The organism is Brevibacillus sp. HB2.2 (assembly GCF_013284275.1).
In the GTDB taxonomy this organism is placed as follows: domain Bacteria; phylum Bacillota; class Bacilli; order Brevibacillales; family Brevibacillaceae; genus Brevibacillus; species Brevibacillus brevis_D.
Map to the genome: position 1 here is coordinate 1 of NZ_JABSUV010000045.1, position 17,221 is coordinate 17,221.

17 protein-coding genes are annotated in these 17,221 nt (G+C 48.7%); 4 read left to right on the forward strand and 13 right to left on the reverse strand.

The window, feature by feature from the left end; genetic code table 11:
• Positions 1 to 228 precede the first annotated feature (228 nt).
• The 4 genes from HP401_RS24870 to HP401_RS24880 all read left to right on the forward strand — a co-directional run bounded on the left by HP401_RS24870 (position 229) and on the right by HP401_RS24880 (position 4,353).
• Positions 229 to 1,449, forward strand: a complete 1,221-nt coding sequence (locus HP401_RS24870) for a hypothetical protein (protein WP_173606956.1) — start codon at positions 229 to 231, stop codon at positions 1,447 to 1,449.
• 190 nt (positions 1,450 to 1,639) lie between these two features.
• Positions 1,640 to 1,705 carry a hypothetical protein gene (locus HP401_RS35800; RefSeq protein WP_474199203.1) on the forward strand — a complete coding sequence of 22 codons (66 nt, stop codon included), beginning with the start codon at positions 1,640 to 1,642 and terminating at the stop codon, positions 1,703 to 1,705.
• The gene (locus HP401_RS24875; protein WP_483862074.1) at positions 1,678 to 2,061 is read left to right on the forward strand and encodes a BlaI/MecI/CopY family transcriptional regulator; all 384 of its coding nucleotides are present in this window, start codon (positions 1,678 to 1,680) and stop codon (positions 2,059 to 2,061) included. The genes HP401_RS35800 and HP401_RS24875 overlap by 28 nt, the downstream gene beginning before the upstream one ends.
• Positions 2,062 to 2,106: 45 nt before the next feature.
• Positions 2,107 to 4,353: a M56 family metallopeptidase gene (locus tag HP401_RS24880; protein WP_173606958.1), complete on the forward strand. Its 2,247-nt coding sequence runs from the start codon at positions 2,107 to 2,109 to the stop codon at positions 4,351 to 4,353.
• A gap of 396 nt (positions 4,354 to 4,749) precedes the next feature.
• On the opposite strand, the gene HP401_RS24885 is transcribed toward HP401_RS24880, so the two are convergent.
• The 13 genes from HP401_RS24885 to HP401_RS24945 form a co-directional block, all read right to left on the reverse strand.
• Positions 4,750 to 5,163: a VOC family protein gene (locus tag HP401_RS24885; protein WP_087346386.1), complete on the reverse strand. Its 414-nt coding sequence runs from the start codon at positions 5,161 to 5,163 to the stop codon at positions 4,750 to 4,752.
• 78 nt (positions 5,164 to 5,241) lie between these two features.
• Positions 5,242 to 6,000 (reverse strand): RNA polymerase sigma factor, encoded by a 759-nt coding sequence (locus HP401_RS24890; RefSeq protein ID WP_173606959.1) that lies wholly within the window; start codon positions 5,998 to 6,000, stop codon positions 5,242 to 5,244.
• Between the two features lie 133 nt (positions 6,001 to 6,133).
• On the reverse strand, positions 6,134 to 6,991 hold the full coding sequence (locus HP401_RS24895) for a putative RNA methyltransferase (RefSeq protein WP_254457176.1): 858 nt from the start codon (positions 6,989 to 6,991) through the stop codon (positions 6,134 to 6,136).
• 325 nt (positions 6,992 to 7,316) lie between these two features.
• Complete coding sequence (locus HP401_RS24900) at positions 7,317 to 8,276, reverse strand: ATP-grasp domain-containing protein (RefSeq protein ID WP_173606961.1); 960 nt, start codon at positions 8,274 to 8,276, stop codon at positions 7,317 to 7,319.
• Complete coding sequence (locus HP401_RS24905; protein ID WP_173606962.1) at positions 8,277 to 9,548, reverse strand: type III PLP-dependent enzyme domain-containing protein; 1,272 nt, start codon at positions 9,546 to 9,548, stop codon at positions 8,277 to 8,279. It lies immediately after the preceding gene.
• Positions 9,541 to 10,713, reverse strand: a complete 1,173-nt coding sequence (locus tag HP401_RS24910) for a DegT/DnrJ/EryC1/StrS family aminotransferase (RefSeq protein ID WP_173606963.1) — start codon at positions 10,711 to 10,713, stop codon at positions 9,541 to 9,543. Before HP401_RS24910 ends, HP401_RS24905 begins: the two co-directional genes overlap by 8 nt.
• Positions 10,713 to 11,741 carry a GNAT family N-acetyltransferase gene (locus HP401_RS24915; protein WP_015892490.1) on the reverse strand — a complete coding sequence of 343 codons (1,029 nt, stop codon included), beginning with the start codon at positions 11,739 to 11,741 and terminating at the stop codon, positions 10,713 to 10,715. Before HP401_RS24915 ends, HP401_RS24910 begins: the two co-directional genes overlap by 1 nt.
• Entirely contained in the window at positions 11,710 to 12,357 is a 648-nt protein-coding gene (locus tag HP401_RS24920) for a sugar transferase (RefSeq protein WP_064201151.1), read from the reverse strand. Before HP401_RS24920 ends, HP401_RS24915 begins: the two co-directional genes overlap by 32 nt.
• A complete protein-coding gene (locus HP401_RS24925) occupies positions 12,341 to 13,351 on the reverse strand; it encodes a polysaccharide deacetylase family protein (RefSeq protein ID WP_173606964.1) in 1,011 nt (336 codons plus the stop codon). The genes HP401_RS24920 and HP401_RS24925 overlap by 17 nt, the downstream gene beginning before the upstream one ends.
• Positions 13,318 to 14,556, reverse strand: coding sequence for a glycosyltransferase family 4 protein (locus HP401_RS24930; RefSeq protein ID WP_309145161.1), 1,239 nt, complete (start codon positions 14,554 to 14,556; stop codon positions 13,318 to 13,320). The genes HP401_RS24925 and HP401_RS24930 overlap by 34 nt, the downstream gene beginning before the upstream one ends.
• Positions 14,516 to 15,718, reverse strand: a complete 1,203-nt coding sequence (locus tag HP401_RS24935; protein ID WP_173606966.1) for an O-antigen ligase family protein — start codon at positions 15,716 to 15,718, stop codon at positions 14,516 to 14,518. Before HP401_RS24935 ends, HP401_RS24930 begins: the two co-directional genes overlap by 41 nt.
• On the reverse strand, positions 15,719 to 16,435 hold the full coding sequence (locus HP401_RS24940) for a phosphocholine cytidylyltransferase family protein (RefSeq protein ID WP_173606967.1): 717 nt from the start codon (positions 16,433 to 16,435) through the stop codon (positions 15,719 to 15,721).
• A complete protein-coding gene (locus HP401_RS24945; protein WP_173606968.1) occupies positions 16,380 to 17,207 on the reverse strand; it encodes a CDP-alcohol phosphatidyltransferase family protein in 828 nt (275 codons plus the stop codon). The genes HP401_RS24940 and HP401_RS24945 overlap by 56 nt, the downstream gene beginning before the upstream one ends.
• Between the last annotated feature and the right edge of the window lie 14 nt (positions 17,208 to 17,221).

The window sequence follows — 17,221 nt, forward strand, 5'->3', positions numbered from 1 at the left end:
ACGGGCAAAAGAAATGCAACGTGCACAAACGACGTAGCGACTACCACTTTTGCATTTCCCCGCAAATCGCTGCGGAGCGGACAGTCTACACTTCCTAGCAGGACGTAGCCCGGAGCGTAGACTGGAAATATTCTTCTCTCCACTGCAGCAACTGCAACTTTCTATGCTATATTTTTAGTAAGCCCAAAGGTATTGATATAGTGAGTACATAGCGGAAGGATGAGTTAAATGCCAATTCATAAGCAAGTTGGTTCTCCTGCTGGTTCTATTAGAGAGGATGGTCGTTATCCTATCGACCTGACTGGCCCTCACAGCCACACACTTGTTCTCAAGCCCGGCGTAGGCAGCCTCTCCATTGGACCGTCACAAGCGGGCAATAAAACAGACCTACACGTCGATCCCTATACACCCATTAATTGGAATGTATTCGATTCCTTCGCCACACCAGCTGGCTCGCCTTGGCCGCGAGTTCTGTACTACGCTGGGAGTGACACGAGCTTCTTCGACTGGGCCATAGAACGCCCCATTGAAGAAATGACATGGGTTCCGATCCTGCCTAAAGACAAAGTCGTGGACGCCAGCCAATCCAAATTGCACGGCTTGCATATTGAACTGGACCAGTTTGAAAGCCGTTTGCATCTGAAGCTCCCGAAACGCCAGGTCTCTGAATATTTCCGTCTGAGTGTAGCTGGTGATCTATCGCGTTTTTCTGTCGCTGGCGACATGCCCTACTCTCTGACATTGAAGCCGCGCACCAGCCGCCGCAAGAATCATGAGCCCTTCTTGCTTCCCGATCTGGGCGCACTACACCAGGTCACGAGCCTGACGCTTCGAAACGAACCGCTTGCGCAGCCTATCTCGCTTTCGTGTCTAGAGAGATTTCAAAATCTTACATCACTGAGCTTGTGGGGGAATTTCTGCGATTTGGAGCTGCTAGCTCGTCAGGCCCAGTTAACGAATTTGGAGCTGCGCTTTATGCCTGATCTGGGTGATTTGCCGCCATTAAATGTGTGGCCGTTGCTTGACAGATTTATCGCCTATAACGTGGAGGAGATTACGGGTAAGCGACTGAAGCAGCAAATGAAAGCGCGAGCTAAGACCCGTCCGTGGACTGGCTACGCTTCCGTGAGCCAATTACGGAAGCCCGAATGGTGGACAACCGAGTTTGGCCGCCCATTTTCGTCCTGGCCGAAACGTCTGGCAAAGCTGGCTAATGAAGCCTATGACGTTGCACAAGCGGCACTGGCCCAAGCCCGCAGCCTCGCTGATGCCGAGGCAGCCATTACCGCCTTCACCGTGCGCTTCAACACCCTTAAAGGTATCGAAACCACTGAACGAGAAGACCTGGGTGAAGCTGTATGGCAACTAAGCCAGTCTGACCACCAAATTGGCCTGCCTATTACGGAGGAAATGGCTCAAAGCTGGTTCGACGCAGCACGCGATTACTAAAGGCCATCCTTTGCGGAATGGCCTTTTTTGCGTTCGCTGCTCTCATGCGATCACCAGATAACTGTAGTTATTCTATCTGGTCTGCATCCGGCAGACATCATGGTTAAAAATGGAAACTTTCCCTTGACACACTCCATTTACATTTGTAATATTAACCCAACAGATTATATTTACATCTGTAAATCAAAAGATGAATGAGGAGGTGAGTACATGCCCAATATCCCAAAAATTTCGGAAGCAGAGTGGGAAATCATGAAGATCATTTGGAAAAACAACCCTATAAACGCTGAAAATATCGCACTCCTCTTGCCTGATGAAATCGAGTGGACCGATCAAACCGTTCGTACCTTCATCAACAGACTTTTAAAGAAAAAGGTGATCGGTTTTGAAAAATCGGGAAGGGGCTATAAGTATTTTCCATTGATTTCCGAAAAAGAATGCATCCGGGCAGAGAGCCAGTCGTTTTTGAAAAGAGTCTTTAGCGGGGCGGCAGACATGATGATGACCAATTTTTTAGAAGACGTCAAATTGTCCCAGAAGGACATCGAGAATCTTCAAAAGATTCTGAATGAAAAACAGAGAGACATGGGCAACAGAGGCGATGACAGATGAGAAGAATGACAAAGCAGCAGATCTTACTGTAAAGAGGTAGAAGGCATGAACATGCTATGTGATATTTTTTTATGGGTTTTTGATGCCACCATTGGAGCTAGCCTCGTCGCTTTCATGGTGATAGCCATCAAGAAAATCTTTCATCACCGGATAAGCGCTCGGCTTCACCACGCGCTTTGGCTGATTGTGTTAATACGGCTCCTGTTCCCTTTTCTCCCTAACAGTTCGGTAAGCATCTTCAATATCTGGCAACTAGGCGTAGACAGCATAAAAAATGCTGTTTCCCCCTACTCCCCTGTTGCGAATGACGCGTCACAAAAAGAGAGAGAGCAAAACAGCAAACAAATAAACTCACCTCAAAATGATAAGACAAAACAACCAGAAAATCAAAAACTTCTGGATCCCTCCATATCCCACCCAATCAAGATCGATCCAGACCCTGTCGAGGACACTCACACCCTTGGCGTAAAAATAGCAGCCATCGTCTGGCTAATCGGATGTATTTCCCTGCTTGGATTTATGTGTGCCTACCTGTTGCGGACCAGACGCAGAATGAGCAGCCTCAAAATCGTGACAGACCCGCAAGTCATTTCCATCATGGATGATTGCCGTAAAAGATTTGGCATCACCAAACCAATCCCTATCTATTCAGGAAGCTATAGAAAAAGCCCACATATCTCCGGGTTGATCCATCCATGGATTTACTGTCCCGAAGAGATATGCAAGGAATCGAACGCCTCTGCGCTTACCCACGTCTTCTCCCACGAGCTTGCCCACTACAAAAGAAAAGACATCGCGTGGAACCTACTGGGTCTACTTGCTCTGGCCATTCACTGGATGAACCCTTTTATTTGGATGTGTGTAAAACAGATGAAGGCCGACCGGGAGCTTGCGTGTGACGCTTATGTGTTGAACGTTCTGGGTGAAGCTGAGTCTGTGCCCTACGGGATGACGATTATTCAATTTTTGCAGCGTTTTTCTACCAACCACCAGCAGCTTCACTTGCTTCCCTTTACCGAAGCAAATAACAAGAATCAAATGATAAGGAGAATTCAAATGATAAAAAGCTTTAAAGCAGGATCTTACAAACTCTCGGTTGCTGCCGTTTTGTGCGTAGCTTTGATGAGTTCGGTGACCCTTACGAATGCCGCAGTGAAGGTAGAGAGTACCGTCAAGCCAGTCGCTTCCGATCAGGCTACTACAGAGCAAGAGGCTAGATTTTTGTTTGACTCGGATGAGCGAACATACGACCGTTTGTCAAAAGGAATACAGACAACTGGTTTTTCCTTTAAAGTTCCTGATGTGCTCGCTATGGACTATGAGTTTAAAGGGATGTATATCGATCAGAAAAAGTTGCGTACCAATAAAGAAACTCACGTTTATATTGAATTTAGCAAAAAAGATCCCTCATCTAAAGTTGTGCGTTTTTCTGCAAGTAGCGGACTACAGGGATTGGAGGCGGCTTACAAAAAAATCGTGGATGAACAAAAAAAGGGATATGGGGAACAAAAAATAGAGAAGCAAAATTTGAAGGTCCAAGCGCTAGATGTAATGAAAGTGACTTTTATTGGCGCAGATAACAACATTAACTCCGTTTACTATCTATGGCAAGATAACGGCATACAGTATAGCCTTAATAGTTTCGCAAGCGATCTTCAAGAAGACATTGTGAAAATGATCTCGAATGTGAAATACCCGGATCAAGCGATGAAAGAACGCTATGTAGGCTATTCCGTTTACGTCATGGGCTTATATGATACGGAAGATGTACAGCATGGCTCAAAAGCAATAGGGTTTACTCCCAAATTTCCTTTGGAACTGCCGGGACAGTTTAAAGGTACAGCAGCAGATATAAGCTCAAAGGTAAATTTCAGCATGCCGGCAAATGAGAAAGATTATAAGACCATGTACCTTGGGATTTACTATGATGTTGCTGAGAAAAACAAAAGATTGAGCGGGGAAAATAGAATCTCATTTGATCAAATTAAAGACACGAAAATATACGAAGATATGAAAAAGAATGGGAATGTAGCCTTTTACCAATCTATGGACGAAGCGTACAAAGTTAAGGTAAACATGCTGAAAATCGCTGGAAATGAAGTGTTCAAAACGGAGAAATACAAGCGTTACGGAGAGGCGAGCACCGCAGCGGATCCAACTCTCATCTCCTATTTCTGGAGAGAAAATGACGTTTGTTTCAAAGTCACGTTTACGGACGGAGTGTCCAATGAGGAAGAGATTGTTTCCTACCTGATGAGCCAAAAAGCGGTAGACTTTCAGAACTTGAAGTAGTAAAACGGGTCAATCAAAAACGCGAAAGGAGCTAGCAATGAGCAGCCCCTTCCGCGTTTTTTTGCACGCTTAAGAGCGTGTTTCGCTTTTACCAAGGAGCCTCGGTGACTGGTCATAGCCGCGTCAGAGAAGAATATTTCCAGTCCTAGCGACTTTCGAAGTCCAACCCAGCTTCGCAGTGATTTGCGGGCAAAAGAAATGCAACATGCCCAAACGGCGGAGCGGCTTCCACTTTTGCATTTCCCCGCAAATCGCTGCGGAGTAGACAGTTCCCACACCCTAGCAGGACGTAGCCCGGAGCGTAGACTGGAAATATTCTTCTCTCCACCGCTGCCCCGTTGATAAGAATAACCACCTGCATAACTTTCACAGGTGGGTTTATAGAATCGGGTATCTCTATGCGTTTCTCTCTTCATCCTCAGCAGAAGGCCAGCCACCCCATAGGTGGTTCAAGTGCCCATCTGGATCACGAAATCGAAAACTGTAGCCTCCGCCTCGCTTGTACGTCATTTCACTTACTTCGATTCCTTTACTTTTCAGCTCCTCATAGACCTCATGGATTTGGTCTACCTGCAAGGAGATGATCGGCTGGGCTTGTCCTGCCATATCGGTGAAGTCCAAACGAGGAACTTCCGGACAACGAATAAGCCCGAGACCTACTCCGCCTACGTTCAACCACGCTTCATTGTCTCCAGGTGAAAATTCGAAGGTAAACGGAATGCCGAGCACATCGCGATACCACTTTATGGACACCTCCAAGTTTTTGACGGGCAGCTGTACAACCGCAAAATTACGCACATGGATACTCATTTGTGTTCGCTCCTTTATTTCAAATATGTACTTTCACCCTCTTAAACGAAAGAAAAGAACAAAAAGAAACGGGTGCTTCTACCACTTCTGAAAAAAATGCAGCAAATGGCCATCCGGGTCACGAACAGCAAAGAAAAGGCGATCGCCTGCTACCGAAACCTTTTCCACGCTCATGCCCTGTTCGGCGAGACGCAGGTACGTTTGACAAATCGCATAGGCATCTCCCGCACGAAAGGCAGCCAAAAATTGCTCAAACCCTTCTTTTGATACAAATCCGGATGAAAGACGATGTCCAGCTTTGTCGATTTTCTTTTTGTTGGACGGGCTTTCATCCTGTCTGGATTGCTCTGCCAACACGAACAAACGCTGACGTGCCCTCTTCACTCCTTCCTTCACTGCCCCTATGGTCGTGTGCAGCAATGTGGCTGTTTCCTGCGCCGTAAACGAAAAAATGTCCATCATGAGAATCAGCACCATCTGTCTGGCATTTAGACGATCAGCCAGTTGCTCGAACACCTCTCTTTGCACAAACGCATCGGATACACTGGACTGGTGCAGATAGATCGCTTCATCAAACAGGGCGGGATGCTCATTCGCCTTTCCCTTCCTGCAATGATCGATCCAAGCATTCGTAGCAATTTGCCTCAAAAATGCCTTGGTTAGTTCTCTGTCTGGGGCCTTCTGCAAGGAACGATATACCTTCGTCAATGTTTCTTGCAGGAGATCCTCCGCATCCCAGTCGTTTTTCGTGAGGGACAAGCAATGCTTTTGGATATCCGCTAGAAAAGGTTTTACGCGCAAAAAGGAAGCCTTATCCTTATCCTGATCAGCCCCCATACGATCCCTCCGAGACTTTTCCGAGTATTCATACTTATTTTCAAAAAAAGAAAGAACGCTGTCAATAAAGACCTTGTAAAAATAGGAAAGCCACTGTCCAGAACGGATATTCCCGCCCAGGACAGTCGCTGTTTTATTTCCTGCCAATCAACACAACCAAGTCTATCGTCATGTCCATTCCTGCCAAGTTTGACACCCGTTCCAACTGCTCAGGTGTCGCCCCCCATGCCAACGGCGTCATCTGGAGCAGGGAAGCTAGACCCTCTTGATCCAGTCGGAACGGATACTGAACCCGTTCCTTACCGATTAGTTGGAAGCTGGTTTTGAAGTGGTCGATCGTACGATGATTTTCATATTGTGTTTTGGGCGTCTCTTGATACAAGACTTCCCGTAGCTCTCGCAAGTAGTTCGCCTCTGGTATGACTTTGATCATCCGTCCTTCATCGGCCAGAAGTCTATGAAACTCATCCGAATTGGATGGAGATAACAGATTGAGAATATAAGAAAACTGTCTATCCACAAACGGTGCATTCGTCAAATCACCGACGCACCAAACTACTTCTGAATCGTTCTTCGCCGCAAGCATAACTCCCTCTTTAGCGAGATCGACACCCACTCCGATCATTGGGACTTGGCTTGCTTGCATCACTCTCTGCCGAACCTGCGTCAAATGATAGCCTTCGCCGCATCCTGCATCCAGCACGTACATCCGGTTTTCCTCAGGTTCTGTCGTTTGCAGGATGACTTCGCTCAACACGTCATACAATGGATCAAAAAAACCTTGCTCCATGATCGCCCTTCTTGCGCAAAACAATTGCTTGTCATACTTTGTTTTGTAGGTTCGCGTAGCCAAGTGAACGTAGCCGTGCTTGGATAAATCAAAGCAATGATGATTGTTGCATACCAAGCTGGTCGCAGGTACGTTGCGCATAGCTGCTTGGCAAATTGGACAACGAAAAATCCCCACATGCTGGGAGATAGCTGTAGACATCAAAAAGCACCCCATTCATTCGTATTTCGGTGAATGAAAAAAGGCACAGTCAAATAAACCCCAAGCATTTTCACAAAAATGCGGGATTACGTTGATCTGTACCTCACATTACCGTAGACGAATGAACTGGATGATCATGGTGTGTAACACTCCTGTTTTCTGATAAAGTAGGCATCGCGATAGACGCCCAAGTACGATTGTAGCACATTTCAGGAATATACAGGCACTCCATTACGGGAACGGGAGTCTCAGGGGGGCAGGTACGCCGTCTATGTCTTGTTTTTGCTTCCTGCCCATGCCCTGCTCCTGAAAAATATTTTTGCGCTCACTCCAACAGCATGACCTCATCGTATTTCATCAGAATGCTTCCTTCCTTGTACTCCCCCACTTTTGGCACATTTACCAGACCCTTTATGTTTTGGAGAAGCGCACGAACGATGTTCACTCCGCTTTCGTGAGCATGCGGATACCCGCCGCCAAAACGGGGATTAATCTCCGACACAACGTACTGATCTCCGACAAAAAAACAATCGATGTCAATGGGCCCACGCGGCTCTAGGACACGGATGAGTTCTTTCGCAAGTGATAACAGACGCGGATCTTTTACCGCGAGGGAGCGATCCGTCTCCCCTGCCCGCATTCGCAGCTTTTTGCGGGTGAAAAGTGTCACCAGCTCCCCCGAGATCAGGTCCACATAGCCATCCACTCCGTACTCCTCTGCCTGTAGGAACGGTTGAATGACGACATCCTCCATTTTTTCCATGAGCACGGACCATTCTTGGTCATTCTCCACACGTGTGATGCCCAAGCTGGCACTTCCATACCGCGGCTTGACGATCAATGGATACGTAATCTGCCCTGCAAAAAGCGCTGCTTGTACCTCATCCCTTTTGGTAAAGGTGGGAATGACGGGAATCTGATGCGCGGACAAAAAATCATACGTTGCCCTCTTATCCAAGCATATCTGGATTACATCCCGGCTGGACACGATCACCTCGATGCCCTGCATGTAGAAACGATCTGCATGCGCTGCCAACAACGTCAGCTCAGGGTCTATCAAAGAGAGGATTGCCTTGATTTCGTATCGTTGGCAAATATGCAGCAGGGCATCGAGATAACCAGGATCATAGATGCGCGGCACCTGCTCGTGATGATGGGCAGCGTACAAGGCCGGGGCCGTCGGATCGCAGTCCACTGCTATGATTTTGCCAGTGTCCCCCCATTCGCGTACAAAATAGTGGAGCAGCTTAACTCGTCTGCCTACACTGGTCACAAGTACGTTCATTCAGTTCACTACCTCCTGCTTGTCAACGTGAAAACGATAAACCGATTCGGGAATGAATTGTTGAAGAGTCTCTTTTCCCCTAACAATGAACGCTTCATTTCCATCGATGGCAAGAACCGGCGGCCTCTCCCGAATAAATGGTGGATTAAAGACGAGCGTATAAGCTCCTACGTGCCCGAAGACAAAATGATCCCCGATATCAGGCAGTGGCCCCGTGTAGCCTTGAAGCAAATAATCCTTTTCCATGCACGTATACCCGACAACATGATAGGTCGCTTCGGGAACTGGCTTGCGATTGCACACAAGTCGGGCTGGCAAGAGGTGCGAATGCATCGTCGGCTTGACATTGTGAATACTTCCATCCACGAGAACAAATCGCTCGCCTCTGTTTTCTTTTACATCGATGACTCGGCAAACAAAATCAACGGCATCTGCCACAAGGGAAATACCCGGCTCGAGAATCAGCAATGGCGCATGATCCAGCTCTGCCAGCTCCTCCTTCACTACTGACGTAATCGCTTCGGCGTACTCCTCAAAGGTTGGAGCAGCCGTCATCCCAAATGAGGTCGGGAGCTCACCAAAAAATCCGCCTCCTATATCGATAAAAGCAAGCCGCTCTCCCAAATGCTGCTTCCCCAAACGGCATAGATGGCGCGTAATTTGGCGATAAACACCGACACTGCGATTGGTGGAAAAGTGTCCATGCAATCCGACTACATGCACATTCGGGGCGACAGCCAACTGACTCAGGGCTTTTTCCAAATTGCCGTTTTCGACGCAAAAACCAAATCGGCTGACCTCGTACCCATTTTGCAGAGGACTCACTCCACCCCTGGCCAAATCCACATTGATCCGTAGCCCAATCCGAAACGTCTGCTCGGGATACTGCATGGCGTAGGCCACCACCCACGGGATTTCCGAAAAAGAATCCAGATTGATCAGACTCCCCTGCTCTAAGGCAAAGTGAATGTCGTCTTCCGTTTTGAGCGGGCCGTTAAATATGATGGAGGCAGGATCGACGCCGAGCTTCCGTGCCAATTCGTACTCCAATCGAGAGACGACTTCCGCATGCGCCCCTAACTGATGCAGCTTTTGGCATAAAAACGGCAAGTAATTGGTCTTATACGAATACGCGACGACTACATGCTCATAGCGCCGAGTAAACGCTCGTTGGAAACGACGATAGTTGTCAGAGAGCTTCTCTGTGTCCAATACGTAAAAAGAAGACGAGCAAAGACTACGCCATTTTTCCAGCTGCTCATAACTATACATGGCGCACCCCCTGTTCCTGATTCAGGAGGCAGCTCGTGATCACACCGATGACTCGCTCCTGCTGTTCGGCGGTTAAGCTGGAACCAGACGGCAAGCAAACACCTTGGGCAAATAGCCGATCTGAAATACTCTCATCTGGTTGGTGTGGATAGTATTGGCACTGTGCGAACAACGGTTGAAGATGCATCGGCTTCCACACGGGACGGGCTTCGATATTTTCTTTGCCCAGTTCATCGATCAGTCGTGCAGCTGAGAGGGTTGTGTCCGCTGGATTCAGTGTCATCACCGTCAGCCATCGTGTGGCTCGCCCTGTCGCCGGCTCGGGCATGAACGAAATACCAGGCAATTGTCCGAGAGCTTGTTCATAGCGCTTGAAAATCCCTCGCCTTTCCTCGATTCGCTCCTCCAAAACACGCAGTTGCCCCCGGCCAATTGCAGCCAGCACGTTGCTCAACCGATAGTTGTAGCCCATCTCTTCATGCTGGTAATGCTTGGCTGGCTCCTTCGCCTGCGTCGACCAGAAGCGCGCCTTTTCGATTGCCTCAACATCATCGGAGACGAGCATTCCCCCACCTGAAGTCGTCATGATTTTATTGCCATTAAATGAAAAGGTCCCAACATGACCAAAGGCGCCGCTCATTCTCCCTTTGTATACAGCCCCTAACGATTCGGCTGCATCTTCCACCACGCGAACCCCATACTGCTCACAAAGCGCCATCAACGGTCCCATATCGGCGCTCTGTCCATATAAATTGACGATGACGACCGCCTTGGGCAACTTGTCCGCTGCTGCCGCTTCCCGCAGGGCACGCTCTAATGCCAGCGGAGACATATTCCAAGACCCTGCCTCGGAATCAATGAATACAGGAGTCGCTCCCTGGTACAAAATCGGATTGGCACTGGCGACGAAGGTGAGACTGGAGCAAAACACCGTGTCACCCGGAACCACATCCGCTAGCCGAAGCCCCAGATGGATAGCAGCCGTACCAGAGGACACAGCCAGCGCAGCTTTTACGCCCACATACTGGGCAATTTCTCGCTCAAAGGCATCAACGTGTTCCCCCAATGGTGCAATCCAATTGGAGGCAAAGGCGTCTGCCACCAACTCCCGCTCATCCTCCCCCATATGTGGCGGTGATAAAAAAATCCGCTGCTTCGCAATCATTACGACGTCCCCCCATTGCGATAGGCAGGAAAAAAATCTTGCTCGCCAGCCTGATCGACCTGTAGTTTTTGGCACAAAGCCAGATACACTTCCTCATCGTGAACTTTCTTGCCCATCCAGTAAGGAAAATGATTGCCGTTTGCAAACGAGGACTTGAAACGGAACAAGCCATCTCCATCCAGATTTCCTCCTCCAAGGAGAAGTAGCTGTGCTCCATCCTGCTTTGCCTGCTGGATCATGGCGTCGAAGAGGAGGTGGTTGACCCCAAGCGCCATGTCTTCCGTATGGGATGCCCCTAGCTGATAATGGGCGAATTGTTTTCCACTGAGCAAAAGCACTCCCGCCACCGGGCGATCCTCATGCATGGCGAGCAGAAGCCGCGGCTTGCACAGCGCCGTTTTTTTCATGAGTCCCCCAAAAAACTCAGGAGCATAGTAATAGTGCGCCGCGGCATGGTTACGGTCCATCGTCTCCCGATGCAGCTGGATAAAAGAATGCAACCGATCGATTCCGCCCAATGTAACCCGGACGTCGTTTGCCGCGGCCTTCCTCATATTTCTTCCTACGTTTTGTGTATAGTGGGCGCGGATGAAGGCAAGGGTGGGGCGTAAATCGACCGCCGTTACCATCCTCACCAGATCCAGTTGCATTTGATCCGCGAACAGCTCCGCATTCCCCAGCAACGGATGAAAGCGAACCGTTTCTGTCAGATAGTTTTTGTACCGACAGTAGACGTGGAATTGCTCCTGGAACAATCGGGCAGCCGTCTGTCCTCCCACGACAAATGGCCCTCCGTATCCAATCGAAACCAAATCAGCATAGCCGGGAATCCACCCATCCAGACGTCTGACCAAATATGGATAGAAAACCTCGTTCTCCCCACTCTTGAAAAAAACAGCTTCTGGCGTGCCCTGCTCCATTTTGGCGTATAGCTGCACAAATTCTTTCGTGTAGGACACGTCTAACTTTAAAAATCGTCGCAAATATTCGGTCCAATCATCCTGTTCCGACAGTACGATCAGGCTCACATGCTCCCCTCCCAGCGCGCTCTGTGTTTTCACTCCCTCTGAAGTCTTCTACCGTGACGCTGCCCTGCTGATTTATGCCTGTCGATTGAAAAACACGCTTGATCGTCAGACCGATAATCCGCATATCCAGAAAAAAGCTGCTATTTTCTACATACCAGACGTCCAGCTCGAACTTTTGCTCCCAGTCAATTGCATTTCTCCCATTGACCTGCGCCCAGCCTGTAATCCCCGGCTTTACATCGTGTCGCTTCAACTGCCGCGGCGTGTACAGCGGCAGGTACTCCATCAGCAGCGGTCTCGGCCCTACGAGACTCATTTCACCACGGAGCACATTCCATAATTGCGGCAGTTCATCCAAGCTATACTTGCGCAAAAGCGTTCCGAATGAACCTAATCTCTGCTCATCAGAGAGAAGCACTCCACTCTCATCACGCTCATTGGTCATCGTGCGAAATTTGTAAATGAAAAACGATTTTCCGTGCAAACCTGGTCGCTCTTGTACAAACAAAACCGGAGACCCCAGCTTCCAGCGGATGAGCAGACTCACCAGCAAGATCAGCGGGGACAGTATGACGAGCATCAGGAAGGATACGCAACGATCAAACAAGGACTTCATGTCGCACCTCCTGATGAATCCATTTCGCTGCCGCTTCCTCCATACTGAGGCTCTGCATGCCGTACCTCTCGCGTAGCATGGAATAATGCTGGAGTATTTCCTCCAAAAAGGAGAGATTCTCTTCCATGTGGTTCCCGAAGTTCTCCGGATGCCACCATAGATGGTACAAACGATTGTGCTCGGCCGTATGAGTCAGGTCGCATTTGATTCTTTTCATGCGCCATTTTTCCAACCTCTGTAGTCGAGGATGATAAGGACGCAAAAACCGGCTGGATGGAACATCGATCATTCCATCTGGACTACGTTGCAATGAAACATAGTTGTTATGGCCGGAGAGATTCACATACGCATCCATCAGCCGCATGGCTCTTTTGAACAATGTCTCTTCGGCAGCCCCTCTTGTGTGGTACATCCAAGACTGCTCGTTGCCGCGATAGGAACAGAATCCCTTTTTCTTGCACAAAGATAAATAAGCGGACTGCACCTGATTTCGCGGAAAAACAATGCTGGATGGGGCGTATCCTTTTTTGCGAGTTAATCTATGAAAAGAATCAAGGTCAGCAGCAAAAGCTTCGGGAGTCTGTCCTGGCTCTAGACAATAGTAGTGGGAAAGGGTGTGGCTTCCGATGAATTGATGCGGGTAAGTGGATATCAGCTTGATTAAGGAAGGAGCAAAATGATACGGATCGACTTGCTCATGCTCTCCTATCGCATCTGTCTCTATATAGGGATAGGGTGACAGCTTTTCATCGGAATACGCCGGGAGATGCCGTGGGACGACACTTACCAACTCCTTGCGCGACTCGCAAAACAAAAAACCGACAGTAGCCCAGGTGACGTGCATTTCATACTTGGCAAACAGCTCCAAAAGTGCGGGGATCACTCGACGAACGCCTAACAAATTTTGCTCATAGGATGGAATGGTTCTCTTGTCTCGGACGCCCCAGTAAAGTTCAAAGTCTAGGGAAATGACGAATGCTCCCGCCTTGTCCAATCTTCTCCGCTGCCTCCTTTCTCCTGCTCTCTTTCTTCTCGTAGCTGACCAGTCAGTTGGGCAAATAAAGCCGCCTGCTTCGCAAGAACTGTCCGCTCATCGAAGTGCTCAAGCGCGATGCTGCGGCTATTCTGTCCGAATGCTTCTCTGAGTCTCGAATCCACTACGAGCTTTTTTAAGGCTGCATACAAGGGACTTACTTGTTTTGGTTCTACTAAAAATCCGTTCACACCGTCCCTGACTTCTTCCCGACATCCACGGATATTCGTGGCGACGATCGGTTTCGCCATCGCCATCGCCTCAATGATGGATCGAGGCAGCCCTTCGCGATGAGAGGGAAGAACAAAAATATCGCTTATGGCCATCAGCTCCGGGATGTCTGTGCTGAACCCAGCCAAAATGATTTGCGGATGCTGTCGGCAAAGCTCCACGAAGTTTTGCCCCCGCTGATCGCGTTCACTGGAAGACACGTCCCCCACCAACAAGAGGCGCAGACGCGGAAACTCGCCCGCCAGCTTGCGAAAGGCTTCCAACAGCTCAAAAATCCCTTTTTCCGAGACCATACGTCCCACATAGGTAATCACCACATGATCATCCTGCAACCCCAGTGAGGACTTGATAGACTGGACCTTTTCTCTCGTAACGAGGCGCGGGTGAAAGCGATCTGTGAGATCAACACCGTTGCCAATGTGCAGAATCCGCTCCGTCTGGGAGGAGAAGCCATCCTGCACGCTCAACTCGTAATCCTCTCGACTCTGAAGCAAAAGATAGTCGGTCATATGCCTGGCAAACCATTTTTCCAGCGTGTAGTACATCTGATACGTACTTTTGCTCATTCCCTCATGAAAGAAGTAGCCATGCGCTGTGTAAATGACATGCGGTACTCCTGCCAGCCTTGCTGCCACGCGCCCGAGAACAGCGGCAATTGGCGTATGGACATGCACGACATCATATTTCTCCCGTTTCATCAGCCGATACAAGGCTCCAATTGTGCCCAAATTGGAAATCGGGTCGATCTTTCGCTTAATGGGGATACTTCGAAGCGTCAATCCCTTTGCTGTTAGCACATCAAAGCGTCCTGTATCCGAACACGCAGTATGCACCTCATAGCCTTCATCCATTAGCTTTTCAATCAGGGGAAACAGCAAGCTTTCTACAGAGCGGTCAATTGCGCATACTTGCAAGATTTTTTTCAAGCAGATCACCGCCATTTTTGATCTGACGCGTATTGATTTCGGCTGTCACGAAATACAGCGCGAGCATGATCCAGAAAAACGTTTCGCGAATTCCGTTATGCGTGAGTCCATACAAAACTTGGAAGACAAGCGGATACCAAGCAACCAATCGATGCCCACGGACCGCCCCATAAATCATGAGAATAAACAACACCGTACCTATTACGCCGTAGGAAAAGAACAGATTGGCTAAGGTAGAATGCAGCTCCAACGAAATGCTGCTGTTAAATCGCTCGTACATCCCTTCCCCTGCTCCGAACAAAATGTACTGCGGATGGTTGGCAATCCGGTCATAGCCCCTCGCTGCCAAATTGTCATCCGAATCTTCGCCGAGTGTTACCATTCGTTCTTCGATTTGTGTGTAAATAGATGCGTCGCTCAGCACGTTTTCGTTGGTGTACAAATAGATGAAGAAGACAGTGAAGGACGAGACGAGCACGCAAAGCAGATTTATCCAAAACAAGCCCGTTCGTTCTTTGATGGAGAGGAGCAAAAAAACGAGGTACATCCCTACGGCACTAATGATCGCTGCTTTCGACAGGGACGCTGCAATGATGCTAAACGCCGTGCCTATCGAAATAAAGAGAGGAATGGTCTTTACAGACACGAAGCGAGCACACAGTAGGCATATTCCCATGCACAAGAGCCCAAAATAGCCGAGCTGGTTCGGATTGTTAAAGAACAACGATTGCCTGAACTCTCCGCTATCCGGTGACAAACCTGACACGAGAAGGAATGCCTGAACGAGCAAGGAAGTGGATGTAGCCAGGAAGATCCATTTGACGTACTCTTGCGGGTTGCGCCTGAACAAAATAATCAGGGCAAGCATCACGGCTCCGTTGTACATGTACCACTTGGTCGAGCTGAATACATCCATTTCCCCGCCTAATGCAATCGCCCATATGCCATTCACCATCATGATGTCGTACAAAAACAGAAGGGTAAGGAAGAGAAACAATCCGAGTCTGCGATTGACCCGCCCCAGGCGAAACAAGATGCTGTAGGCGATCAAAATCAGCATAAGAAAATCGGCGATTTGCGGATTGCCACTTGGGAAGAAGTAGAAGGGCTTAAGCACCACATATAGCAAAAGAAGGATCTTGTCCGGGGAGAGCTTTTCCTTGATCATCATTTACCTGTGTGCCAGATGGTTAGTGAATTGCAGGATTCGCCGATAGTCCTCCCACGTATCAACCTCTGCCCAAAACAATCCCGGTGGTATTTGAGCGACATACACATTCTTTTCGCCCAAAAAAGAATAGAGGACATTTTCCCACCATAAATCATACTGCTTCTCCTGAATCAACCTTTGTAATCGACGCAAAAATATCGGCAGAAAGCTCTCTTGAAGTTTGGCAATTCCAACGTATTCGCCAGTTGTCTCTTCCAGAGAGAGTCCCTTTCCGTGGCGAAGCAGCAGTCCGTTTTCATAACCAAATTTATAATCTCCCTCATAGCGACGGACTGGATCAGCAAACATGACGGGACATGTGGTCTCTTGCAACACGACTTCCAGCACCTTTGATTCAAAGTAAACGTCGGCGTTCAACAGCAAGCAATCGCTCCCTTGCAAAAAATCGCGGGCGAACCAGAGGGACACGATACTATTCGTCCGATCATAAAAAGGATTGTGGTAAAAACGAATAGGTTCATCTTTGAGCAGTTTGAAAATCACGTTGGCTTGATAGCCCACCACCATCGCGATCTCTTCAATTCCGTTGCGCCTTAGCTCCGTTATCGTATTTTCAATGAGCGTTTGGTTCCCGATATCCACTGTACACTTGGGAATACCGTCAATTTGCTCGTTGATTCGTGACCCGAGACCTGCCGCCATGAGCAGTGCCTTCATCCGACTCCCCTCCTTCTTTCAGAGATGGCATGACGTATTTGATGTTCAGCTTCAGCTTGTACATCGATCTGGCCAGTCCGACGAACAGGTGGTAGAAGGTCCATAAGAGCAAAAATAGCATCTGACCGCTGATTGCCCACAGAAACGCGGTAACGAACACGCCCAACTGATAGCCTGTTTGGGTAAGAAAAAGGAAGACAAAAGCATCGATCCATTTGCTGCGCTTTCTCATAGAGACTGTTTCGTGAGAGATTTTCCCTTGGCTAAAGACGAGATCGGAACCATTGGTCGCCAAAATCTCGGCAAAAATCGAGAGCAAAATCAAATAGAGTAGCCACGGATCCAACATCGCGTGATGATCCGTGATTCCGTAAATCACACCGAATGACACTAGGTAGAGTGCATAGTTGAGCCCGATGTCCAGCCATTCTCCTCCCTTGCTCTTCTGGTTGCGCATGCGGGCTACTTCCCCGTCGACGCAATCCGCCAAATAGCACAACTGACAGAAGAAGCAGCCGAGCAGAAAGGATGCCGCCGTTCCGTACATAAATGCCGCAGCGCTAAGGAGTCCGGCGACAATCCCTCCCATTGTAATCGCGTTGGGAGATATGCGTGTTTTTCGGGTCAGCAATAAGCTCACATAGATGGAGATGCGACGAATGAAGTAGTACGACCAAAATTCTTCCCTGCTCCACGGCTTCTGCACCTGCACACGGCAATGACGTGTCTCTTCACTATCCCAAAACATAGACGGATACAGCTCATCCTTCACGGTAAGCCACCTTC

What these genes read in the sequence shown, in the direction of transcription:
- HP401_RS24870 (WP_173606956.1), top strand. Translation starts at nt 229, where the DNA reads ATGCCAATTCATAAGCAAGTTGGTTCTCCTGCTGGTTCTATTAGAGAG.
- HP401_RS24880 (WP_173606958.1), top strand. Translation starts at nt 2,107, where the DNA reads ATGAACATGCTATGTGATATTTTTTTATGGGTTTTTGATGCCACCATT.
- HP401_RS24885 (WP_087346386.1), bottom strand. Translation starts at nt 5,163, where the DNA reads ATGAGTATCCATGTGCGTAATTTTGCGGTTGTACAGCTGCCCGTCAAA.
- HP401_RS24890 (WP_173606959.1), bottom strand. Translation starts at nt 6,000, where the DNA reads ATGGGGGCTGATCAGGATAAGGATAAGGCTTCCTTTTTGCGCGTAAAA.
- HP401_RS24895 (WP_254457176.1), bottom strand. Translation starts at nt 6,991, where the DNA reads ATGTCTACAGCTATCTCCCAGCATGTGGGGATTTTTCGTTGTCCAATT.
- HP401_RS24900 (WP_173606961.1), bottom strand. Translation starts at nt 8,276, where the DNA reads ATGAACGTACTTGTGACCAGTGTAGGCAGACGAGTTAAGCTGCTCCAC.
- HP401_RS24905 (WP_173606962.1), bottom strand. Translation starts at nt 9,548, where the DNA reads ATGTATAGTTATGAGCAGCTGGAAAAATGGCGTAGTCTTTGCTCGTCT.
- HP401_RS24910 (WP_173606963.1), bottom strand. Translation starts at nt 10,713, where the DNA reads ATGATTGCGAAGCAGCGGATTTTTTTATCACCGCCACATATGGGGGAG.
- HP401_RS24920 (WP_064201151.1), bottom strand. Translation starts at nt 12,357, where the DNA reads ATGAAGTCCTTGTTTGATCGTTGCGTATCCTTCCTGATGCTCGTCATA.
- HP401_RS24935 (WP_173606966.1), bottom strand. Translation starts at nt 15,718, where the DNA reads ATGATGATCAAGGAAAAGCTCTCCCCGGACAAGATCCTTCTTTTGCTA.
- HP401_RS24940 (WP_173606967.1), bottom strand. Translation starts at nt 16,435, where the DNA reads ATGAAGGCACTGCTCATGGCGGCAGGTCTCGGGTCACGAATCAACGAG.